Source organism: Bradyrhizobium sp. 31Argb (genome assembly GCF_043638955.1).
Classification (GTDB): Bacteria; Pseudomonadota; Alphaproteobacteria; order Rhizobiales; family Xanthobacteraceae; genus Bradyrhizobium.
Genome location: NZ_JBEGDB010000136.1, coordinates 1 through 21,112, shown reverse-complemented (window position 1 = coordinate 21,112; position 21,112 = coordinate 1). Strand labels below are relative to the sequence as shown.

Sequence of the window (21,112 nt, the reverse complement as noted above, 5' to 3'; positions counted from 1 at the left end):
CGAACCGCCGGATACGGACCCGTACGTCCGGTGGTGTGGGAGGGGCGAAGCCGCGAGGCTTCCCCCTATCCCGATCCGCTTGTGGAGACGTGGATTGCTTCGCTTCGCTCGCAATGACGGTGTGCGCGGTCAGCGCTTGCGCTTCGCAGCCTTCTTCACCGGCTTTGGCTTTGGCGCCGCCGTCTCGCGCGCCCGTTGCACCCGCAGCCCGTCAATGAACACATCCAACAGCCGCAGCACGGTCGATTGCCAGCCTGCCTGGTCGTGCATGTAGCAGAGGCCGATCAGGGCGCGCAGGACGTCCTCGGCGCTGATGTCGGCGCGGATCTCGCCGGCGGCGACGGCGCGCGCAAGCAGCGCGGCGATCGCCTTGGTCAGTCGGTCGAGCGAGTAGGCGTGGAGCTCGGGGGAGCCGTGGGCGACCAGCGCCAGCGCGGCCGCCATGCCCTTCTTGGTGGCGACGAACTGGACGTTGGCGTGCAGCCAATGCCGCAGCGCTTCGACCGGGTCCGCCTCATCGTTCAATTGCTCCGCGAGATCGCCGAGCTGATCCACCTCGCGCCGATACACCGCTTCATACAATGCCTCGCGAGTCGGAAAGTGACGGTAGAGCGTTCCGATGCCGACGCCGGCGTGCCGCGCCACAGCCTCCAGGCTGGCCTCGGGGCCGCCGGCGCTGAACACGGCTTTCGCCGCTTCCAGCACGCGCTCCCGGTTGCGCACGGCATCCGCGCGTGGCTTGCGAACTAATCCTGCGAACTGACTGGCCATCAGATTTGTGATCACCCCTCCCTTGTAAAACGGAGGACGCCTCCGTATATGCGATGAGTACCCGGCCTGCAAAGGTCCGCCGATCGACACATTGGCGGCCGCGGGCGGCGCGTTACCACTGTAACAATTTCACCATAGCACTGATCGGAGCCCTGCATGAATTTCTCCATCAGCCTCACCGTGAATGGTGTGCGGCGGGAGATCGAGCTCGACGACCCCCGCGTCACGCTGCTCGATCTCTTGCGCGAGCGTCTTGATCTGACCGGCACCAAGAAGGGGTGCGACCGCGGCCAATGCGGCGCCTGCACCGTCCTGGTCGACGGGCGGCGCATCAATTCCTGCCTCGCCTTGGCGGTGAGCCAGGACGGCGCCGACATCCTCACCATCGAAGGTGTCGCGCATGGCGACCAGCTCCATCCGGTGCAGGCCGCTTTCATCGCCCATGACGCCTTCCAATGCGGCTTCTGCACGCCCGGCCAGGTCATGAGCGGCATCGGACTGATCACCGAAGGTCAGGCCGGCGATGATCCCGAGCGCGTGCGCGAAGGCATGAGCGGCAATCTCTGCCGCTGCGGCGCCTATGCCGGGATCACGGAAGCCGTAGTTGAAGCCCAGAATACTCTCGCGAATTCCGATCAGAGGCGTTCCGCATGATGAACTTCGATTACGTCAGGCCCTTAACCGTCGCCGAGGCGGTCGCGGCCGCATCCGAGAAAGGCGCGACTTATCTCGCGTCCGGCACCAATCTGCTCGACCTCATGAAAGGCGGCGTCTGCCATCCGAGCCGGCTGGTCGATGTCACGCGCCTGCCGGGGCTCGACCGCGTCGAATATCTTGCCGACGGCGGCGTCCGGATCGGCGCGCTGGTCCGGAATGCCGACCTCGCGCACGATGCGGAGCTCGCTCGCGCTTTTCCGTCCGTGGCCGAAGCGCTGCTGTCGGGAGCTTCCGCGCAGCTTCGCAACGCAGCGACTGTCGGAGGCAACGTGCTGCAGCGGACGCGATGTGCCTATTTCTACGACGCCCCCAGCGCCTGCAACAAGCGCTGGCCCGGCGCAGGCTGCGACGCGCGTCATGGCGAGAACCGCCTGCATGCTGTGCTAGGCTGGAGCGAAGCCTGTATCGCCACGCATCCTTCCGATTTCTGCGTGCCGCTGGTTGCGCTCGACGCGGTCGTGGAGATCGAAGGCAAGAGCGGGAGGCGCGAGGTGGCGCTCGAGGCGCTGCACCGCCTGCCCGGCGATACGCCGCAGCGGGAAACTTTGCTCGAGCGCGGCGACCTGATCGTCGCGCTGCGGCTGCCGGCTGAGGCCCGTGGCTTTGCCGCGCATGCACGCTACATCAAGGTTCGCGAGCGTACCTCTTATGCGTTCGCAGTGGTGTCCGCCGCCGCAAGCCTGCGGATCGAGCAAGGTACGATCCGTGAAGCGCGGCTCGCGCTCGGCGGCGTCGCGGCAAAACCCTGGCGCGCGCGGGCGGCGGAGCAGAGTCTTGCCGGCGTCGCGCCCGATGCGGCCGGCTTCCGCGAGGCGGCGCGCATCGCGCTCGCCGATGCAAAGCCGTCCGGCGACAACGCGTTCAAGATCGAACTCGCAGAGCGTATCGTGGTGCGGGCGCTGACGCTCGCCACTGCGGGCACGCCGGCGCGCGTTCCCGCGCTTCCCGGCTCTCCCTTCTCATCAGGAGTGCGCCATGTCGCTTGAGCTCACCCGCGATCCCGCCCATCTCAGGCACGGCTCGAACATCGGCCAGCCGCTGACCCGCCGCGACGGCGTCTTGAAGGTCAAGGGCCAAGCCCGCTATGCCGCCGATAATCACCCGGCGGGAATGCTCTACGCCGTGATCGCGGTCTCCACCATCGCGCGTGGCCGCGTGACCTCTCTCGATGTCGATGCCGCCAAGCGCTATCCCGGCGTCGTCGACATCATGACGCCCTCGCACAAGCCGCCGCTTGCCGAAGACCCGGACGGCAAGCCCAATCCCTTCGCGTTCAAGATGGAGCTCCTGCAGAACGACGAGGTGCGCTATGCGAACCAGGCGATCGCGGTCGTGATCGCCGAGACGCTGGAGGCCGCCACCGAAGGCGCGGCACTGCTGTCGCCGCAATATCACATCGAGCCGGCGCGGGTCGGCCTCGATGGCGCGGAGAGCTATGCGCCGCCAGTGGTCGGTATCGGCAATCCGGCCGAGGTCCGGCACGGCGATGTCGACGTCGCGCTCGCCGGTGCATCGAACCGCATCGAGGCGACGTATGAAACGCCGGCGCAGTACCACAATGCGATGGAGCCGCATGCGATGGTCGCGTCTTGGGACGGCGACAAGCTTTCGATCGATACGCCGAGCCAGGGCATGGCGATGGCACAGATGCGGCTCGGTGGACTGCTCGGCATTCCGCCTGTTAATATCCATATCCGCAGCCCGTTCCTCGGCGGTGGTTTCGGCTCCAAGGGCCTGGTGTCCGGGCCGCAAGTGCTGGGCATCATGGCGGCCAAGCTGGTGGGACGTCCGGTCAAGCTCGTGCTGCGCCGTGACCAGATGTACGGTCCGGTCGGCCATCGCCCGCCCACCCGGCAGACGCTGCGCATCGGCACCGATGGCGAGGGCCGGCTGACGGCGATCGATCACCACGCGAAGGTCACGACCAGCACCTTCGATGATTTCTACGAGCCGGCCGCCGACGCCTCGCACACGCTCTATGCAAGCCCCGCGATCAAGACCTCGCATGAAGCGGTGCGTGTCGATACCGGTACGCCGCTGTTCATGCGCGCGCCGGGAGAGGCGACCGGGTCGATCGCGCTCGAGAGCGCGATCGACGAGATCGCCGTGGCCTGTGGCATGGACCCGCTCGACTTCCGCCTCAAGAACTACGCCGAGGTCGAGCCGATCTCCGGCAAGCCGTTTTCATCGAAGGCGCTGCGGCAGTGCTATGCCAAGGGCGCCGAACGCTTCGGCTGGGCAGGGCGTCCGCTCGCGCCGCGGCAGATGCGCGACGATGATGGCTTCCTGGTCGGCTGGGGCATGGGCACAGCGACCTTTCCGGCGCTGATGTTCCAGGCGCAGGCGCGCGCGGTGATCCGCAGCGACGGCTCGGGCGTGATGGAGAGCGGCGCACATGACATGGGGCAGGGCGCCTGGACCGCGCTGGCCCAGATCGCGGCCGACGGACTCGGGCTCGGCATCGACCAGGTCGAGTTCCGGTCGGGCACGTCGGATTTGCCGGACGCGGGCATTGCCGGCGGCTCGGCCCATACCGCAACTGCCGGTGCTGCGATCCACAATGCCGGCGCGGCGGTGATCGCAAAGCTTGCCGATCTCGCGACCAATGACGAGCACTCGCCGCTGTTCGGCGCTGGCAATGCCGGTGTGATCGCGCGCGAAGGGCGGCTGTTCCGCCGCGACGATGAGGCGCGCAGCGAGAGCTATGCCGACATCCTCACGCGCGCCGGCGTCGCCGAGATCGAGGCCAGCGGCGGCGGTGCGGCTGATCCGGCGGCGCAGTCGAGCTACGCCATGCACGCCCATGGCGCTGTTTTCGCGGAGGTGAAGGTCGATCCCGAACTCGGCCAGGTCCGCGTCACGCGTCTGGTCGGCGCCTTTGCCGCTGGCCGCATCATCAATCCGCGGCTAGTCCAGAGCCAGCTCTTTGGCGGCATGATCTGGGGCGTATCGTTCGCGCTGCATGAGGAAGCCGTCATGGACCACCGCTCCGGCCGGATCCTGAACGCGAACCTCGCCGAGTACCACATCCCTGTGAACGCCGATGTGCCGTCGCTCGATGTGCTGACCGTCGACGAGCACGATCCGCATGTGAATGCACTCGGGATCAAGGGCGTCGGCGAGATCGGCGTCACCGGCAGCGCCGGTGCGGTCGCCAACGCGGTCTGGCACGCCACCGGCGTTCGCGTCCGCCGCTTCCCGATCCGGATCGATGATCTCCTGACCCGGCTCTCGAGCTGAGCCGCGTCACCGTCCCTGGAACATCGCAGGCCGCCGCTCGATGAAGGACTGAATGCCTTCGCGGGCGTCGGCGCTGTTCAGGACGCGTTCGCGGATCGATGGGATAAAGGCGATCGCGGCGGCCTCGCCGCCCTCGATATATTTCGCGGCTGCTTCCTTGGTTGCCTGGATGCCGAGCGGCGCGTTGCGCGCGATCGTCGCGGCAAGCTCCATCGCGCGGGCGATCTGCTGACCCGCCGGCACCACCTCCTGCACCAGGCCGATCTCGCGGGCGCGCTGCGCCGTGAATTCGTCGCACAGGAACAGGTGATACATCGCATTGCCCCACCCGGTGCGCGACAGGAAGCGGAAATGCGCGCCACCCAGCGGAGCGATCCCGCGCTTTGCTTCCATCTGGCAGAACCGGCTGTCATCGGCGGCAACGACGATGTCGCCCGCCAGCATCAGCTCGATGCCGATCGTGAACACGATGCCCTGCACGGCTGTGACGATCGGCTTCCTGCAGCGCTTGGAAAGACCGAACGCGTCGACATTGCCTTCCTTGAGATTGCGCTTCTCGGCGGTGGGGCCGAAGAATTTCGGCATGTCGAGACCGGCGGTGAAATCCTTGCCTTCGGCGCAGATGACGCCGACCCAATAGGCGTCGTTGTTGTGCAGCTCGGTCAGCGCGTCGGAGAGCTGCTCCATCATCGCCGGCGAGAAGGCGTTCTTCTTGGCCGGGTTGTCGATGACGATCTTGAAGATGTGGTCGTGTGCTTCAGTCCGAATGCTGCCTGGCGTGGTCATATTCCCTCCCTTTCGTTGTCAGGATTCGTCATCGCGCCACTCTCGTCCGGTTGGTTGCTATGACACCTGACATAGCCGCATATCGGGCTGGCTATGTCAAGTGTCATAGTCTAGTCTGGTTTGACGAATCCGAGGGACGCCGATGACGTCAGGTACGAGAGCAAAGATGGTGGCGGGGGCGGCCGACCTCTTGAGCCGGCGTGGCGTCAACGCCACCAGCATGCGCGAGGTGGTGCGCCATACCGGCACGCCGCGCGGCTCGATCAGCCATCATTTTCCGCGCGGCAAGCAGCAGTTGATCGAAGACGCGATCGTCTTTGCCGGCGCACAGGTGAGCAAGCCGCTGGACCATCTGACGCGCGAGCGCGGCGCGATCGATGGCCTGCGCGCCTTCAGCGCACTGTGGCGGCAAACGCTTGAGCGGAGCAAATTTCAGGCCGGCTGTCCGGTGCTGGCCGTGGCGGTCGAGCAATATGTCTCTGATGTGATGGATAATGCGGGAGCGCCGGACGAAGCCGCGCAACGTCACTTGCTCGATCTCGCCGACGGCGTGTTCGCGGAGTGGCAGCGGATCATGATCGCCGCGTTACGCCGCGACGGCGTGCCGCCGGCCCGCGCGCGGCGGCTTGCCGCGCTGGTCGTCGCTTCCGTCGAGGGAACGCTCGCGATGTGCCGCGCGGCGCGCAACGCGCAGCCACTCGACGATGTCAGGCAGGAACTTGAAGCGGTGCTGTCGGCGGCGATATCGGGCTGAATCGACCTGCTCTAGCCTTCCGCCATCGCTTCGCTCCAGGCGTGGAACGGCTCGGTGGCGCCGCTGTTGGTGGCGCCGTCGCGCAGCACCACGCTGGGGCAGGCGAATTTCAGCGGCATCGTCTGCATGCGCGCTTCCTCATAGTCGAACCGTGCGCGCAGAGCCTCGCGGGCCCCTGGCAGCAGCCGCGCGTCGCCGATCACGATCGCGCCTTCGCTGGCGTCGATCCTGGGCTGGTGGATCGCCGCATCGAGGTCCATGCCGTAATCCATCACGAAGGAGAGAAGCTGCGTCACCGCCGGCAGGATGCGCCGGCCGCCGGAGGCGCCGACGGCGAGGCGCCGGCCATCGGCGGCCTGCGCCACGACCGGCGTGTAGTTGGTCAGGCAGCGCTTGCCGGGCGCCAGCGAGTTCGGCGTGCCCGGCGTCGGATCGAACCACATGATGCCGTTGTTCATGGTGATGCCGGTTTGCGGCGTCACGAATTTCGAGCCGAAGGTCGACAGCAGCGTTTGCGTCACCGCCGCCATGTTGCCGTCGCGGTCCACGACGGAGAAATGCGTGGTGCAGGCAGGCGCGACCGCTTCCGCACCGAGCGAGCGGCGAGCGTCGGCATCGCCCATCCCTTGCAACCGTTCGCGATAGGCAGTCTGCAGCGCCTGCGCGTAAGCGGTGTACGCAGCGGCTTCCAGGGAGGGCGAGGGCTGCACGCTCTGCTGCAGCAGGCGCAGCGTATGCGCGAGTGTCGGCCCGGCGGTCAGTTCGGGCGTCGCATAGACGTAGCCGCCGCGATAGGGGATGCGCAGCGGCTCGCGCACATGGGCGCGGAACGCAGCCAGATCCTCGACCGACAGTGCCCCGCCGCTCTCTCGGATGTCGGTGGCGATGCTGCGCGCCAGGCCACCCTCATAGAAATCGCGCGGTCCTTCGGCGGCAAGCTGCGCCATGGTCGCCTTCAGCCGGTCCTGCGGCAGCCGCACCACCGACTTGATGCCCCATTGCGCATTTGGCGGCAGGCCGTCGTGCAGATAGGCAGCGGCGCTGGCCGGATAGCGGCGGAGATCGGCGGCCGAGCTTGCGATCATCAGCGTGGTCCACCAGTCGACCAACAGGCCTTCCGCGGCGAGATCGACGCTCGGCTTGAGCAATTCCTTCCACGGCAATTTGGCGTGGCGGCGATGCGCCTCCTCCATGCCCGCCACCACGCCGGGCACCGCGACCGAGCCGGGGCCATGCAGGTTGCGGTCGTCCTTCACCCGCGCCCAGGGGAAGAGGTCGGAGGCGGTGCCGTCGCCGGTCAGCGGATAATCCTCGATGCGAAGGCTGTTCGGCGCCCGCATGCCGTAGTCGATCACCTCATAGCGATTTTCGCGGGCGCGGTAGAGCACCATGGCGCCGCCACCGCCGATCCCGCTCATCCAGGGCTCCACCACGCCGAGCGCAAAGGTGGTCGCGACCACGGCATCGACGCAATCGCCACCCGCCGCCAGCACGGCCGCGCCGACCTCGGCAGCTCTTCGCGACTGCGAAGCGACGATGCCGCCCTTGGAGGTGACGGCCGGTTTGCGGATCTGCTGGGCGTTGGAGAACTGGTCGGACATTGCGGTGTTCAGGCCTTCTCGGAGGGACGGATCGAGGTGGCCTAGCATGCCGGGCACCGCAGGTTAAGGCAACCAGCCGCCAGATCGGAGGTTCACGCCGAATCCGCATAGGTGGTAAAGTGTCTATTCCTTCTCGCTTCAATCGGTCCGCATCGAGGAGATCGGGTCGCTGCATGGAAAACTGTCTTCCAGCGCGACGTCGAGCCAATAGTCGAGGCGTTGTTCGATCCGTTGGCGCTGCTTCCGGAAGAAGTTCTTCTTGGGTTCAGTGCCCACCGAGCCGACGTCGTTCGTGATGGTCATGATCGGTCTCCATGCTTGATCGTTGATGCTCGGCCTTCGTCATTCCGACCATTTCGAGTTCAGGATGACGTCGCAGAAATTGATCCGGTGGTAGGTCGGGTCGCGCAGCGCCAGCACGTCCGCCTTGACGTTGCCGAAGGTCGTCTCCGGCTTCTTGATCGTCCCGGCAGCAAACGCATCGATGATGCCGTTCTTGAAGTCGTGGCCGCGCGGATGGTGGGCGCAGACCTCATGGCGCTGTGCGGCGGTGAAGGAGTCGAATTCCAGCCCCAGCACATCCATCTCGACGCCGGCCGTCACCAGCGCGACCACCGGCCGCTTGTGCTTCGGGATATCAGGCGTGGTGTGCAGCGCGATCGCGTCCCAGACGTCCTCGACATCGCGCTCATTGATGCGATGGGCGCGGAGGAATTTTGCGGCGGCATTGGCGCCGTCGACCTCGAAGCGCTCGTTGGTGCTGGCATAGGGCGCCTGCAAGCCCATGTCGTGGAACATCGCGCCGACATAAAGCAGTTCATGGTTGACCTTCAGCCCGGCGCGCTGCCCGGCCAGCGCGCCGAACAGGAAGACGCGGTTGGAATGGTGGTAGAGCAGTTCCGATTCGGTGTCGCGAACCAGTTCGTCGACTTCTCGCGCAAGCTTGCTGTCGGGAATGGTGATACCGGCAATGATCTTCGTCATGACCTGATCTCCTTATGGTCTTGGTGGATTGCTCGCCGACTAACTGATGCTTTGCGTGGGCACGAACAACGATGCCGATCCCTGCGAAACCGTCAAAACACCACGCTTTTCTGCCGATGGCGTTCGTGCAGGAAGCACCTGGCTGAAATGCATGGCCGGCTGGCAGGATTCCATGCATAGTCGTCGTGCGCATCCACGCGCGGGAACTGGATTGTTGGTCGATGAAGGCGGTCGCGCTGGCGATCTTTCCGGGAGTGCAGGCGCTCGATGTCGCAGGTCCGCTCGACGTTTTTATCGAGACGAATGGTTTCGTGGGAACGGATCGCGGCTACCGCCTCACGCTGATCGGCGCCGAACGGCAGCCGTACCGGGCGTCAAACGGGATGTCGATCACGCCGGAGATGACATTTGCCGATGCGGAGCAGGCGTTCGATCTCGCGCTGGTCGCCGGCGGACCGGAGCTTCCGACCACGCCGCCGGATCCGCGGCTTGTCGACTGGCTCGGCAAGATCGCCTCGCGCTCCCCACAATATGGCTCGATCTGCACCGGTGCGTTTGCGCTCGGCCACGCCGGCCTGATCGACGGCAAGACGGTGACGACACATTGGCAGAATGCGCCCAGTCTCGCCCGGCAGTTCCCGAAGGCGAAGGTCGAGTTTGACCGCATCTATCTGCGTGACGGGCCGCTGCTGACCTCGGCGGGCGTCACTGCGGGAATCGACCTCGCGCTCGCGATCGTACAGGATGATCATGGGCCGGAAGTCGCTCTCGCGGTCGCCAAGCGGCTCGTCGTCGTGGCGCAGCGGCAGGGCGGGCAGTCCCAGTTCAGTCCCTATCTCGTGCCGCCGGCCGAGAAGGATTCGCCGATCGCGCGCGTGCACGCCCATGTGATGGCGCATTTGCGCGAGGCGAACGGTGTCGATGTGCTGGCGCAGGTCGCCGGAATGAGCGTGCGCAGTTTTGCCCGCGCGTTCAAGCGCGAGACCAATGTGACGCCGGCCGAATTCGTCGAAAGCGCGCGCATCGATGCCGCGCGCAACCGCCTCGAAGGTTCCGACCTTCCGCTGAAAGTGGTCGCGCATGAAAGCGGCTTCAGCAGCGCCGAACATATGCGCGTCGTGTTCGTCAAGCGCCTTGGGATCACGCCGAGCCAGTTCCGCGCGAGTTTTCGCAAAGTCTGACGCGGCCCCGTTCCGCGCGCGTTCGCAACCAATGCGGAAGATTGTCCCGAAATCCGTGCGAATCCGAAAGAGTCCGCAGGCTCTGGAAAGATACGCTTCCCGATGCACGGTATCGCAACCGTCAAGGACGGCCCGGAAACGCTGGTGCCGTCGACCAAGAAACAAGGATGGCACGAATGCTCAAGTCCACGCGCCCCGAATTGCAAAGCCCGACCGATCTGAAAGCCGACGCGACGCGCGATATCTCGGCAGCGCTCAGCGCCCTGCTGGCCGACGTGTTTGCACTCTATCTCAAAACCAAGAACTTCCATTGGCACATGTCGGGCCGCCACTTCCGTGACTACCACCTTCTGCTCGACGAGCAATCCGACCAGATCTTCGCGATGACCGACCCGATCGCGGAACGCGCGCGCAAGATCGGCGGCACCACGATCCGCTCGATCGGTCAGGTCTCGCGCCAGCAGCGCATCCTCGACAACGATGCCGACTACGTCGATCCGCAGGACATGCTGGCTGAACTGGGCAGCGACAACCAGCAGCTCACGCGCGAGATGCGCCAGGTTCACAATGTCTGTGACGAGTATGGCGACGTCGCCACCGCGAGCCTGCTCGAAAACTGGATCGACGAGACCGAGCGCCGGACTTGGTTCCTCTACGAAGCAACGCGGAACAGGAACTCCTGACCTGAGCCGCGCAACCCGAGGCGAATCCAACGCCAAACCCGAGCTGAGGTGATCATGGCCGCCAATGGTGCTTTCATCGAACGGGCCGGCCTCAACTGGCGGGGTGGCCGCGCGAGTTCATCGTCGCGGGCGGTGGCGGAGGAGACCGCCATTGCGCTGACCTTCGACGGATCGACCTATGCCGTGATGATGGCGACGCCCGCCGATCTAAAGGATTTCGGCATTGGCTTCGCCGTGACCGAGGGCATCGTTGCCCGTGCCGACGAGATCAGGAGCCTTGATCTGATCGAGACTGATCTCGGCATCGAGGTGCGGATCTGGCTTGCAGAAAATCGGACGGCGGCCTTGTTCGCGCGGCGGCGCGCCTCCGTGGGCCCCGTCGGCTGCGGGCTTTGTGGCATCGAAAGCCTTGTGCAGGCGAGGCGCGCGGTTCCCAGGGTGAAGAAGGGCGCGACGTTCGATGCACGCGATCTCTTGGAGGCCATGCGCGCGCTTCCGTCGCTACAGGACCTCAACAAGAGAACCCGCGCTGTGCATGCGGCCGCTTTCTGGCAGGCCGATGGCGGCGTCGGCCCGGTGCGTGAGGATGTCGGCCGCCACAATGCACTCGACAAGCTTGCCGGCGCGCTGATCCGTCACAACAGGTCGGTCTCGAACGGCGCCATTCTGCTCACGAGCCGCATCTCGGTCGAGATGGTGCAGAAGACGGCCATGATTGGCGCGCCCGTCATCGTCGCCGTTTCCGCGCCGACGACGCTCGCGATCAAGACCGCTGACGAAGCCGGGATCACCTTGATCGCGGTTGCGCGCGATGACGGCTACGAAGTGTTCACGCATCCAGATCGTATCGTCTTCGCACAGGGAGTGCACCGGCGTCCGGTTGAGACGGGCGATGGCTTTGCGACGGCGTGAATGCCGCCGCGGCATCGGTCCAAGTAAGTAATGAGATAACGGAATCGCGGCCGCACGCGCCGATGCGTTCGCGTGGTTTGCGCGCGCGTCCTTCTGCGGCGGCGCTCGCTCGTTCTTGCTCGTGACGACAGAGAGTTGATGAAGATTGCGCCGGCGCAGTCCTGCCATGCAATTCCGTAAAAGACGTTCGTTTCAGGAAGCCTGAACGCGGCACCGAACGTAGCCTTATTGTGAGGCGTCAATGCTTGTTTTCCGAACCGCGCGCAAAGAGAGGCTGCGATGAATGACCTCCGCAAGGAAACCGACAGTCTTGGTGAAGTCGATGTCCCCGCCGACAAGCTCTGGGGCGCCCAGACCCAGCGTTCGCTCGAGCATTTCAGCATCGGTAAGGATCTGATGCCCCGCGAGATGATCCAGTCCTACGCGATCCTGAAGAAAGCGGCCGCGAACGCCAACCATGCCGGCAAGCGGCTCGATACCAAGGTCCACAAGCTGATCGTCCATGTCTGTGACGAGATCCTGCAGGGCCAGCATCACGACATGTTTCCGCTGCATGTCTGGATGACAGGCAGTGGCACGCAATTCAACATGAACGTCAACGAGGTGATCTCGAACCGATGCTGCCAGCTCGCGGGAACGCCGCTCGGCAGCAAGCATCCGGTTCATCCGAACGATCACGTCAACATGTCGCAATCGTCGAACGACAGTTTTCCTTCCGCCATGTACATCGCGGCCGCCGTCAACGTGACGCAGCGCCTTGTTCCCGCGGTGAAGGCCCTGCACGATGCGATCGATGCCAAGGCCAGGCAGTGGGACGACGTTGTCAAGATCGGCCGCACCCACATGCAGGATGCGACGCCGCTGACGCTCGGCCAGGAATGGTCGGGCTATGCCGGCATGCTCGCCGATGACCTTGCGCGGATCGAGGACGCGCTCAAGGGCGTGTTCCGGCTCGCGCTTGGCGGCACCGCCGTAGGCACCGGCATCAATGCGGCGCCGGGCTTTGCCGAGGCTGTCGCCGCCGAGATCGCGCGCCTGACTGAACTGGCCTTTGTCAGCGCGCCGAACAAGTTCACCGTGCAGGGCGCGCATGATGCGCTGGTGCAGCTTTCCGGCACGCTGCGCACGCTTGCGGTGTCGCTCTACAAGATCGGCAACGACATCCGCCTGATGTCCTGCGGCCCGCGCGCCGGCTTTGCCGAACTGATGATCCCGGAGAACGAGCCGGGCTCCTCGATCATGCCGGGCAAGGTGAACCCGACCCAGGCCGAGGCGCTGACGATGATCGCGGTGCAGGTGATGGCGAACGACGTCGCGGTCGGGTTCGGCGGAGCCAGCGGCTATCTGGAGATGAACGTCTACAAGCCGCTGATGATCCACAACATCGCCCAGTCGATCACGATCCTGACCGACGGCTGCACGAATTTCCGCAGGTTCCTGGTCGAGGGCACCAAGCCGAACCAGAAGAAGATCAAGGAATATGTCGAGCGCTCGCTGATGCTGGTCACCGCGCTCGCGCCCGTGATCGGCTACGACAAGGCCTCGGCGATCGCGCACTATGCGATGGACAACGATCTCACGCTGAAAGCGGCGGCGCTGAAGCTCGGCTTCGTCAGCGAGTCGGAGTTCGACCGCATCGTCGATCCCGCCAAGATGGTCAAGCCCTATGTGGCCCAGGGCAATGCGCCGGTCAAAGCCGGCACACCGACACGCTGAAGGAGCACAGCATGATCAGATGCGTCAGGTTATGGACCGGTGAGGACAGCAATTCGCATTTCGAGGAAGGGCTCATCGATCTTGAACCCGGCCAGCGCGGCGACTGGCTCAGCAGCAAGGTCGACGTCGTCACCATCTCCTTCCAGGAGACGGCATCGGGCGGCGCGTTCGCCTGGCACACCGCGCCGATCCGCCAACTGGTGATCACGCTCTCCGGAACGCTCGATTTCCAGACCCGCGACGGCGAGCATTTCCTGTTGCATCCCGGCGACATCCTGCTGGCGGAAGACACCGTCGGCTCCGGGCATAGCTGGAAGCTGACCGACGATTCATCCTGGCGCCGCGCCTATGTGGTGCTGCACCCTGGCGCGCATGTGCCGTTCCGCACCAAGGAGCACCAGCCGGCCTCGGCGTGAGCCGTTCAGGACAGCGACATCCAACCAGCAAGGAGACATCCATGCAGAGCACCCCCACTGGTGAACCGGACGTCGTCCTCATCGGCGCAGGCATCATGAGCGCTACGGTAGGCGTCTTCCTCAAGGAACTGGAGCCACAGCTCACCATCTCGATGTTCGAGGTCCTGGAGGATTGCGGGCTGGAAAGCTCGGATGCCTGGAACAATGCCGGCACCGGGCACGCCGCCAATTGCGAGATGAACTACACGCCGGAGCGTGCGGACGGCAGCATCGACATTTCCAAGGCGCTGCAGGTCAACGTCGAATTCGACCTGTCGCGGCAGTTCTGGTCCTACCTGGTCGGCAAGGGCGCGATTTCGGATCCGCGCTCCTTCATTCACCCGGTTCCGCATATGAGCTTCGTGTCGGGCGCCGACAATGTCGGCTTCCTCAACAAGCGCTTCAAGGCGATGTCGGCCCATCATTGCTATGAGGGCATGGAGTATACCGAGGATCCGAAGCAAATCGCTGACTGGGTGCCGCTGGTGATGGAAGGCCGCAGTGGCGACGATCCGGTCGCTGCAACACGGATCATCACCGGCACCGATGTCGACTACGGGTCGCTGACCCATCATCTGGTTCATCATCTCGTCAGCCAGCCCGGCTGCGCTGTCCACTACAAGAGCGTCGTCACCGATCTCGTCCACGATCAGGACGGTCGTTGGCAGATCGAGGTTCGCGATACCGACACCGGCGAGAAGCGGTCGGTCAAGGCGAAGTTCGTGTTCATCGGCGCCGGCGGCGGCGCGCTGCCGCTCTTGCAGAAATCCGGTATTCCGGAAGGCCACGGCTATGGCGGCTTCCCCGTCTCGGGAATCTGGCTGCGCTGCGACGATCCCGCGGTCAACAAGCGTCACCACGCCAAGGTCTATGGCAAGGCCGCGGTCGGCTCGCCGCCAATGTCGGTGCCGCATCTCGACACCCGCGTCATCGGCGGGCAGCACTCGCTCCTGTTCGGTCCCTATGCCGGCTTCTCGAGCAAGTTCCTCAAGCACGGATCGCGGCTCGATTTGTTCGAGTCGATCCGGCCCGCCAACGTCGAACCGCTGCTTGCGGTGGCGCGCGACAATTTCGATCTGACCGAATATCTGATCGGGCAGGTGCTGCAATCCGAAAGCCATCGCCTGGCGACGCTCGACCAGTATTTTCCGAATGCCGATCCGAAGGACTGGCGATTGCAGGTCGCCGGCCAGCGCGTCCAGATCATCAAGCCTGACGTCAAGCGCGGCGGACTGCTCGAATTCGGCACCGAACTGGTCGGTGCTGCGGATCATTCGCTGGTCGCGCTGCTCGGCGCTTCGCCGGGCGCCTCGACCGCAGCCTTCATCGCCATCAGCGTGCTGGAGAAGTGCTTTGCCGACGAGCTCACGGCGAATGCCTGGCTGCCCAAGCTGAAGCAGATCATCCCCTCCTACGGCATATCGCTGATCGATGATGCGGATTTCTGCCGGCGCATTCGTGCGATGACCGCCCAGGTTCTGAAGGTCGACAACATTCCACCGCCAGCCGCCACGCCGACGTCGGCAGCGCAGCGAGCTTGAGAGGACAGGAGACTTTCGATGGACGTCACGGCACTTCTTCTGTCGCGATTGCAGTTTGCGTTCACCATCTCGTTTCACATTATCTTTCCCTCGTTCACGATCGGCCTTGCCGCCTGGCTGACCGTTCTCGAAGCGATGCACATGCGTACCGGCAAACAGGTGTACCGGACGCTGTTCGAGTTCTGGCTCAAGATCTTCGGCGTCGCCTTCGGCATGGGCGTGGTGTCGGGCGTGGTCATGGGGTTCCAGTTCGGCACCAACTGGAGCGTGCTGGCCAAGATGTCGGGACCGATCCAGGGGCCGCTGCTCTCTTACGAGACATTCACTGCCTTCATGCTGGAGGCCAGCTTCTTCGGTATCCTCATCTTCGGCCGCAATCGCGTGCCGCCATGGTTCTATCTGTTCTCGACCGCCATGGTGGCGTTGGGGACGACGCTTTCGGCGTTCTGGATCATGGTCAACAATAGTTGGATGCAGGCGCCGGTCGGCTATGTCATGGAGAAAGGACAGTTCGCCCCCGACGACTGGGTCGCGATCCTCTTCAATCGCGTGGTCTGGGTGCGCTTTCCGCACATGCTGTTGGCATCCTTCCTGACCGGCGCGTTCTGTGTGGCGGCGACGGGCGCGTGGTACCTGCTGCGGCGGACCTATTACGCCGAGGCGCGGGTCATGCTGCGCATGGGCCTTTCGCTTGCGGCGGTGCTGCTTCCGATCCAGCTCTTCATCGGACATCTCGTCGGCGATTACGTCCACGATTATCAGCCGGCGAAATTCGCCGCGATCGAGGCCCGCTGGCATGACGAGCAGCCAGCCTCCGAGGTGCTGATCGCGATCCCCGATCCGAGTACGGAGTCCAACAAATACGCGATCAGCATTCCCGTGCTCGGCAGCATCATCGGCAGCATGAGCCTGACGTCGAAGGAAGTCGGGCTGACGACATTTCCACCGCAGGACCGGCCGCCGGTGATCATCCCGTTCTTCACCTTCCGCATCATGGTCGGCTGCGGTCTCCTGATGCTGGGACTGGCCTGGCTCGGGACCTATCTCGAGCTCAAGCATCGCCTCGAGCGCAGCCGCCTGCTGCTCTGGGGCATCTTCCTCAGCTTTCCGCTGCCATGGATTGCGATCCTCACCGGCTGGTACACCGCGGAAGTCGGCCGTCAGCCCTGGACCGTCTATGGCGTGCTGCGCACGGCTGATGCGATGACGCCGTTCCTCACCGCGTCCGCCGCCTTGACCACGCTGATCCTGTTCGTCCTGGTCTATGCGTTCATCTTTTCGTTCGGCACCTACTACATCTATCGGCTGCTGCGTGCCGGCCCGGCCGGAATTCCGACCACGGAGCCGCGCGAAGCTGCGCCGAACCGGCCAATGTCGATGGCGGACCAGCCCTCGGTCGCCGCGCGCAGCTATATCAGTGCGGGAGAATAGACATGGTGATGTTCTGGGTTGCGCTGCTCGCTATCAGTATCCTGATCTATCTCTTGCTCGATGGATTCGATCTCGGCGTCGGCATGCTGTTCGGCCTGGCGAAGAACGAGAAGGATCGAAACGAAATGCTGCATACCGTCGCGCCGGTCTGGGATGGCAACGAGACCTGGCTCGTCGTCGCGGGCGTGATTCTGTGGGGCGCCTTTCCCGCGGCCTATTCGATACTGCTCTCCGCCTTCTATATCCCCGTCATCGTCATGCTGCTGGGGTTGATCCTGCGCGGCGTAGCATTCGAGTTCCGCAACAAGACGCTGGCCTCGCGCTGGGTGTGGGACCTGTCCTTTTCCGGCGGCTCATTTGCCGCAAGCTTCATGCAAGGCGTGATGGTCGGAGGGCTGGTCGAAGGACTGCAATTCACCAATGGCGAATATTCCGGCGGCGCGCTTGGGTGGCTGAGCGGATTTTCGGTGCTGTGCGGTATCGGCCTTTGCCTTGGATACGCGCTGCTCGGAGCCTGCTGGCTGGTGAGGAAGAGCGAGGGGTCCGTTCGCGCCACCGCGCGCCGCCAGATCCCGATCCTTGCGATCGCGGTGCTGGTGTTCCTGGTCGTCGTCTTTGCCCATGCGCTCATCGAGAATCTTCCGATCCTGCAGCGGTGGACCGAAAGGCCGTATCTGTTCGTGTTTCCGGCGATCGGCGCCGGCGCGGCGCTGGTGCTTGCCACCAGCATCCTGCGCCATGACGATTACTGGCCGTTCCACATGGTGGTGACGATCTTCGTTACCGCCTTTGGGACACTGGCGCTGTCGTTCTGGCCCTACATGATCCCCTCCGTCATCACGATCGAGGAGGCGGCCGCGCCGCATTCCAGCCTCGCCTTCATGTTCTGGGGCGAGGGCCTGTTCGTGTTCCCACTCATGCTGCTCTACATCGTGATCGGCTACCGCGTGTTCCGTGGCAAGGTCGGTCCCATGACCGATCATTACTGATGCGGCATGACCTCGATCGAAACCAGCGGGCAGCCTGCCCGATGTGCGTAGGTGAGGCAGATGACCAGGGCGGCATCGCTCCTGATTGATTGGACTGCGAGGCGGCTGCCTGACGCAAGACGGCTCGCCGACCGGCTGCAGGTCCCGGCGTCGGCGCTGCTGTTTGGCTTGCGCCTTTGGGCCGGCGTTTGTCTCGCCCTCTATCTCAGCTTCTGGCTTCAGCTCGAGAATCCATCCTGGGCGGGCGCGTCGGCGGCCATCGTCAGCCAGCCGCACCTCGGAGCTGCGCTGCGCAAGGGCTGGTTTCGCCTGATCGGGACGGTGATCGGCGCTGTGGCGATTGTGGTGCTGGCGGCGCTCTTTCCGCAACAGCGCGTCGGATTCCTGCTTGGATTGGCGCTTTGGGGCGCAGGCTGCGCCTTCATGGCGACGCTGCTGCGCAATTTCGCGTCCTATTCGGCAGCGCTCGCCGGCTTCACGGCGGCGATCGTCGCAATCGACTTGCTCGGCGCCACCGGCGGCGCGAATGGCGAGGTCTTCACGCTTGCAGTGAGCCGCGCCAGCGAGATCTGCGTCGGCATCGTGTGCGCGGGCCTGGTGATGACGATGACGGATTTCGGCGATGCGCCAAGCCGGCTGGCAAAGGAGATGGCCGCACTAGCGACGGAAATCCTGGCTCAGCTCGTCGCGACGTTGTCGGGAAGGCGAGAGGGGCCGGAAGAATCCCGCCGGATCGGCTCCGGTCTGGCGCAACGGATCGGCGCTCTCGATCCCGTCATGGATGAGGCAGGCGGCGAGTCCTACGAGGTTCGCTATCACATGCGGGAATTAGAGTCGGCATCGACCGCTCTTCTCCGCGCGATGTCCGCATGGCGACGGGTGGCCGTCCATCTTGATCTGCTGCCATGCGAACAGGGGCGGCATGAGATCGGCCAGATCGCGCGCAGCTTTCCGCCCGACCTGACGGTTCTGTCCTCCGGCGCTGCGACGACCGCACAGGTCAATCCGGCGCCTTTGCGCATGTCATGTGCCGCCGCAGTGCGTGGATTGCTCGCCATCCGATGTGTGACGCCGTCGGTCAAGCTGATCGCCGATGAGGCGGCGCGGTCGCTGCTTGCGCTTCGAAAAGCGCTCGGCGGCTTGCTGGTGCTGACTGATCCCACACAGCCCGTTCGGGCGCAGCGGCGTGCAAGGCTTCCAGTTCCGGACTATGCGCCTTCGGTTCTCAACGCGGCGCGGGCGTTCATCGCGATTGCCGCGGTCGAAATGCTCTGGATCGTGACGGCGTGGCCGAACGGCGCGTTTGCCATCGCCTTCGCGGCGATCGCGCTCACCCTGTTTTCGGCCCGGCCCGATCAGGCCTATGCCATCACCATGCTGTTCATGGTCGGCGCCGCCATCACCGCCGTGCTCGCGGCCATCGCCAACTTCGCGCTTTTGCCGCAGATGACATCCTTCGCCGGCCTCTGTCTTGTGATCGGGCTTGTCCTCATTCCGGCCGGTGCGTTGATGACCCAACCCTGGCTGCCGCCGGTCTTCATCGCGCTGGTCGCGACTTTCATTCCGCTGCTCGGGCCGGCGAACCAGATGACCTACAACACGCTCGCCTTCTATAATGTCGCGCTGGCGATCTTCGTGGGACTTGCGTCGGCTGCGCTTGCATTCCGTATGGTGCCGCCGGTATCGGCGGAGCTCCGTGTCCGCCGCCTGCTGGGGCGGACGCTGCGGGAGTTGCGGCGGCTTGCCACCAACCGACTCCAACTGACATCGCAAGCGTGGGAAGGACGGATCTACAACTACCTGCAGGCGCTTCCCGAGCAAACCGAGCCGGCGGCACGCTCCGATCTTCTGTCGGCCCTGGTGGTGGGCAATGCCATCATCCGGCTTCGCCCCGTCGCCGGCCGCTTCGATCTCGATCAGGAATTCTCCGTTGCACTGGATGCGGTCGCGCAAGCCGACATCGCGACTGCGATCGAGCGCCTCGCCGACTTCGACGGGGAGCTTGCCGCGGTCGCGCGCACGACGCCGGGATTGCCCGTCAGGGAGCGGGCGCGCGGCAGCATCCTCGTGCTGTCGGAAACGCTCGCACAGCACAAGACCTATTTCGAAACATCGCCGCCATGAGCTTTTCCGAGATCAATCTGTTTGGCGTCTATGTCGCCCCCATTTCGTTGCTGATGGTGGCGGCCTGGCTTATCCTGGTCGTGCTGCGGCGGATGGTGGCGCGTCTTGGCCTGCTGCGCCATGTCTGGCATCCGGCGCTGTTCGTGCTCGCGATTTATATTATTCTGCTTTCATGCGTGGTTCTGGTGGTAGCTGAGATATAGCGATGTCTGAAGTTCAGACGCGATTGGCTGGCGACCCGGGCGATCGGAAAGCTCTGCCGCGCCCTTCGGCAAGCGGGGCGAGCCGCAAAATGTCGCTCAGTTCCGTGATCCCGGTACTGCTCACGCTGGGCGCTGTCGCGGTGGCAGCGTTGTTCGGCTGGTTCGCGTGGGATGTCTATATGGGGCGGCCGTGGACCCGCGACGGCATGGTGCGGGCTTATGTGGTGACCGTCGCGCCGGAGATTGCCGGGCGGATCGTCAAGCTGCCGGTCGCCGACAACCAGATGGTGCACAAGGGCGACGTGCTGTTCGAGATCGAACCGGCCGATTACCAGATCGCGTTGGACGCTGCCCGCGCCCAGGTCGCGCGCGACCAGGCCGCGCTCGACTACGCGCGTGCCAACGAAGGACGGCAGGCGACGCTGCGCGGAGAAGGCTGGGTCTCGAAGGACGTCTTCCAGCAATCGGCAAGCTCGCTGCATCAACTGCAAGCCGCCGTTGCCGCGGATCAGACCGCGGTCGCCAAGGCGGAGCTCAATCTCAGCCGTGTCACCGTTCGCTCACCCGTCAATGGCTATGTGACGAATCTGCTGGCCCAGCGCGGCGACTACGCCAATATCGGCCAAAACCTGGTCTCGCTGGTCGACTCCGATTCCTTCTGGGTCGACGGCTATTTTGAGGAGACGAGCCTTGGAAGGATTCGCGACAATGATCCGACGACAATCCGCTTGATGGGCTACAGCCAACTTATCCGTGGTCATGTCGGCGGGGTCGCGCGCGGCATCACTGTCGTCAATGCGCAGCCGGGGCAGGGCGGGCTCGCTTCGGTCAACCCGATCTTCACCTGGGTGCGGCTGGCGCAGCGCATACCCGTGCATATTCACATCGACCAGGTGCCTGATGGAGTGCGCCTCGTCGCCGGCACGACCGCCAGTGTGGAGGTCGGCCGCTAGGCCGTGTGGACAGTTACCTTATCCAGAGCAGAGTGGCGGCAATGGCGACGACGGCGAAGTAGTTTCGCGCG

General features: G+C 64.6%; 20 protein-coding genes. 15 read left to right on the top strand and 5 right to left on the bottom strand.

Annotation, left to right across the window (positions count from 1 at the left end; all coding sequences use genetic code 11):
* Positions 1-129: 129 nt before the first annotated feature.
* Positions 130-771, bottom strand: a complete 642-nt coding sequence (locus AAFX91_RS24150) for a TetR/AcrR family transcriptional regulator (protein ID WP_130578487.1) — start codon at positions 769-771, stop codon at positions 130-132.
* A gap of 156 nt (positions 772-927) precedes the next feature.
* On the opposite strand from AAFX91_RS24150, the gene AAFX91_RS24145 reads away from it, so the two are divergent.
* Genes AAFX91_RS24145 through AAFX91_RS24135 form a run of 3 tightly spaced genes read left to right on the top strand, consistent with a single transcriptional unit; the run spans position 928 to position 4,728 of the window.
* A complete protein-coding gene (locus AAFX91_RS24145) occupies positions 928-1,425 on the top strand; it encodes a (2Fe-2S)-binding protein (RefSeq protein ID WP_394568176.1) in 498 nt (165 codons plus the stop codon).
* Positions 1,422-2,474: an FAD binding domain-containing protein gene (locus AAFX91_RS24140; protein WP_394568175.1), complete on the top strand. Its 1,053-nt coding sequence runs from the start codon at positions 1,422-1,424 to the stop codon at positions 2,472-2,474. The genes AAFX91_RS24145 and AAFX91_RS24140 overlap by 4 nt, the downstream gene beginning before the upstream one ends.
* Positions 2,464-4,728 (top strand): xanthine dehydrogenase family protein molybdopterin-binding subunit, encoded by a 2,265-nt coding sequence (locus AAFX91_RS24135; RefSeq protein WP_394568173.1) that lies wholly within the window; start codon positions 2,464-2,466, stop codon positions 4,726-4,728. The genes AAFX91_RS24140 and AAFX91_RS24135 overlap by 11 nt, the downstream gene beginning before the upstream one ends.
* A 6-nt stretch (positions 4,729-4,734) precedes the next feature.
* Here AAFX91_RS24135 and AAFX91_RS24130 read toward each other — a convergent pair whose 3' ends face one another.
* Complete coding sequence (locus AAFX91_RS24130; protein ID WP_394568172.1) at positions 4,735-5,514, bottom strand: crotonase/enoyl-CoA hydratase family protein; 780 nt, start codon at positions 5,512-5,514, stop codon at positions 4,735-4,737.
* 166 nt (positions 5,515-5,680) lie between these two features.
* Between AAFX91_RS24130 and AAFX91_RS24125 the strand changes: the two genes are divergently transcribed.
* Positions 5,681-6,268: a TetR/AcrR family transcriptional regulator gene (locus tag AAFX91_RS24125; protein WP_394568171.1), complete on the top strand. Its 588-nt coding sequence runs from the start codon at positions 5,681-5,683 to the stop codon at positions 6,266-6,268.
* Positions 6,269-6,279: 11 nt separating this feature from the next.
* On the opposite strand, the gene AAFX91_RS24120 is transcribed toward AAFX91_RS24125, so the two are convergent.
* The 3 genes from AAFX91_RS24120 to AAFX91_RS24110 form a co-directional block, all read right to left on the bottom strand.
* Entirely contained in the window at positions 6,280-7,869 is a 1,590-nt protein-coding gene (locus AAFX91_RS24120; protein ID WP_394568170.1) for a gamma-glutamyltransferase family protein, read from the bottom strand.
* A gap of 138 nt (positions 7,870-8,007) precedes the next feature.
* Positions 8,008-8,172: a hypothetical protein gene (locus AAFX91_RS24115; RefSeq protein ID WP_394568168.1), complete on the bottom strand. Its 165-nt coding sequence runs from the start codon at positions 8,170-8,172 to the stop codon at positions 8,008-8,010.
* Between the two features lie 39 nt (positions 8,173-8,211).
* Positions 8,212-8,853 (bottom strand): HD domain-containing protein, encoded by a 642-nt coding sequence (locus tag AAFX91_RS24110; RefSeq protein ID WP_394568167.1) that lies wholly within the window; start codon positions 8,851-8,853, stop codon positions 8,212-8,214.
* 221 nt (positions 8,854-9,074) lie between these two features.
* Here AAFX91_RS24110 and AAFX91_RS24105 point away from each other — a divergent pair, with 221 nt between their 5' ends.
* From AAFX91_RS24105 to AAFX91_RS24055, 11 genes are all read left to right on the top strand, one after another.
* Positions 9,075-10,034 (top strand): GlxA family transcriptional regulator, encoded by a 960-nt coding sequence (locus AAFX91_RS24105; protein ID WP_394568166.1) that lies wholly within the window; start codon positions 9,075-9,077, stop codon positions 10,032-10,034.
* A 176-nt stretch (positions 10,035-10,210) separates the two neighbouring features.
* Positions 10,211-10,717 carry a Dps family protein gene (locus AAFX91_RS24100; protein WP_282528046.1) on the top strand — a complete coding sequence of 169 codons (507 nt, stop codon included), beginning with the start codon at positions 10,211-10,213 and terminating at the stop codon, positions 10,715-10,717.
* Positions 10,718-10,771: 54 nt separating this feature from the next.
* Complete coding sequence (fdhD, locus tag AAFX91_RS24095; protein WP_394568165.1) at positions 10,772-11,629, top strand: formate dehydrogenase accessory sulfurtransferase FdhD; 858 nt, start codon at positions 10,772-10,774, stop codon at positions 11,627-11,629.
* Between the two features lie 279 nt (positions 11,630-11,908).
* Positions 11,909-13,345 carry a class II fumarate hydratase gene (gene fumC, locus AAFX91_RS24090; RefSeq protein WP_394568163.1) on the top strand — a complete coding sequence of 479 codons (1,437 nt, stop codon included), beginning with the start codon at positions 11,909-11,911 and terminating at the stop codon, positions 13,343-13,345.
* 11 nt (positions 13,346-13,356) lie between these two features.
* Positions 13,357-13,761 (top strand): hypothetical protein, encoded by a 405-nt coding sequence (locus tag AAFX91_RS24085; RefSeq protein WP_130578476.1) that lies wholly within the window; start codon positions 13,357-13,359, stop codon positions 13,759-13,761.
* Between the two features lie 41 nt (positions 13,762-13,802).
* Complete coding sequence (mqo, locus tag AAFX91_RS24080; RefSeq protein WP_394568162.1) at positions 13,803-15,341, top strand: malate dehydrogenase (quinone); 1,539 nt, start codon at positions 13,803-13,805, stop codon at positions 15,339-15,341.
* Between the two features lie 18 nt (positions 15,342-15,359).
* Positions 15,360-16,772 (top strand): cytochrome ubiquinol oxidase subunit I, encoded by a 1,413-nt coding sequence (locus AAFX91_RS24075; RefSeq protein ID WP_130578474.1) that lies wholly within the window; start codon positions 15,360-15,362, stop codon positions 16,770-16,772.
* A gap of 2 nt (positions 16,773-16,774) precedes the next feature.
* Positions 16,775-17,761: a cytochrome d ubiquinol oxidase subunit II gene (gene cydB / locus AAFX91_RS24070; protein WP_130578473.1), complete on the top strand. Its 987-nt coding sequence runs from the start codon at positions 16,775-16,777 to the stop codon at positions 17,759-17,761.
* A gap of 60 nt (positions 17,762-17,821) precedes the next feature.
* On the top strand, positions 17,822-19,885 hold the full coding sequence (locus AAFX91_RS24065; RefSeq protein ID WP_394568161.1) for an FUSC family protein: 2,064 nt from the start codon (positions 17,822-17,824) through the stop codon (positions 19,883-19,885).
* Positions 19,882-20,088 (top strand): DUF1656 domain-containing protein, encoded by a 207-nt coding sequence (locus AAFX91_RS24060; RefSeq protein WP_130578471.1) that lies wholly within the window; start codon positions 19,882-19,884, stop codon positions 20,086-20,088. Before AAFX91_RS24065 ends, AAFX91_RS24060 begins: the two co-directional genes overlap by 4 nt.
* An 89-nt stretch (positions 20,089-20,177) precedes the next feature.
* Entirely contained in the window at positions 20,178-21,041 is an 864-nt protein-coding gene (locus AAFX91_RS24055) for an HlyD family secretion protein (protein WP_282528039.1), read from the top strand.
* The last annotated feature ends 71 nt before the right edge of the window (positions 21,042-21,112 follow it).

Excerpts from the sequence above, each read along its gene's own strand:
- AAFX91_RS24065 (WP_394568161.1), top strand. The coding sequence starts at position 17,822 with ATGACCAGGGCGGCATCGCTCCTGATTGATTGGACTGCGAGGCGGCTG.
- AAFX91_RS24145 (WP_394568176.1), top strand. The coding sequence starts at position 928 with ATGAATTTCTCCATCAGCCTCACCGTGAATGGTGTGCGGCGGGAGATC.
- AAFX91_RS24150 (WP_130578487.1), bottom strand. The coding sequence starts at position 771 with ATGGCCAGTCAGTTCGCAGGATTAGTTCGCAAGCCACGCGCGGATGCC.
- AAFX91_RS24130 (WP_394568172.1), bottom strand. The coding sequence starts at position 5,514 with ATGACCACGCCAGGCAGCATTCGGACTGAAGCACACGACCACATCTTC.
- AAFX91_RS24105 (WP_394568166.1), top strand. The coding sequence starts at position 9,075 with ATGAAGGCGGTCGCGCTGGCGATCTTTCCGGGAGTGCAGGCGCTCGAT.
- AAFX91_RS24135 (WP_394568173.1), top strand. The coding sequence starts at position 2,464 with ATGTCGCTTGAGCTCACCCGCGATCCCGCCCATCTCAGGCACGGCTCG.
- AAFX91_RS24110 (WP_394568167.1), bottom strand. The coding sequence starts at position 8,853 with ATGACGAAGATCATTGCCGGTATCACCATTCCCGACAGCAAGCTTGCG.
- AAFX91_RS24085 (WP_130578476.1), top strand. The coding sequence starts at position 13,357 with ATGATCAGATGCGTCAGGTTATGGACCGGTGAGGACAGCAATTCGCAT.
- AAFX91_RS24060 (WP_130578471.1), top strand. The coding sequence starts at position 19,882 with ATGAGCTTTTCCGAGATCAATCTGTTTGGCGTCTATGTCGCCCCCATT.
- mqo (WP_394568162.1), top strand. The coding sequence starts at position 13,803 with ATGCAGAGCACCCCCACTGGTGAACCGGACGTCGTCCTCATCGGCGCA.
- AAFX91_RS24140 (WP_394568175.1), top strand. The coding sequence starts at position 1,422 with ATGATGAACTTCGATTACGTCAGGCCCTTAACCGTCGCCGAGGCGGTC.
- AAFX91_RS24125 (WP_394568171.1), top strand. The coding sequence starts at position 5,681 with ATGGTGGCGGGGGCGGCCGACCTCTTGAGCCGGCGTGGCGTCAACGCC.
- AAFX91_RS24075 (WP_130578474.1), top strand. The coding sequence starts at position 15,360 with ATGGACGTCACGGCACTTCTTCTGTCGCGATTGCAGTTTGCGTTCACC.
- AAFX91_RS24055 (WP_282528039.1), top strand. The coding sequence starts at position 20,178 with ATGTCGCTCAGTTCCGTGATCCCGGTACTGCTCACGCTGGGCGCTGTC.
- fumC (WP_394568163.1), top strand. The coding sequence starts at position 11,909 with ATGAATGACCTCCGCAAGGAAACCGACAGTCTTGGTGAAGTCGATGTC.
- cydB (WP_130578473.1), top strand. The coding sequence starts at position 16,775 with ATGGTGATGTTCTGGGTTGCGCTGCTCGCTATCAGTATCCTGATCTAT.
- AAFX91_RS24115 (WP_394568168.1), bottom strand. The coding sequence starts at position 8,172 with ATGACCATCACGAACGACGTCGGCTCGGTGGGCACTGAACCCAAGAAG.
- AAFX91_RS24120 (WP_394568170.1), bottom strand. The coding sequence starts at position 7,869 with ATGTCCGACCAGTTCTCCAACGCCCAGCAGATCCGCAAACCGGCCGTC.
- AAFX91_RS24100 (WP_282528046.1), top strand. The coding sequence starts at position 10,211 with ATGCTCAAGTCCACGCGCCCCGAATTGCAAAGCCCGACCGATCTGAAA.
- fdhD (WP_394568165.1), top strand. The coding sequence starts at position 10,772 with ATGGCCGCCAATGGTGCTTTCATCGAACGGGCCGGCCTCAACTGGCGG.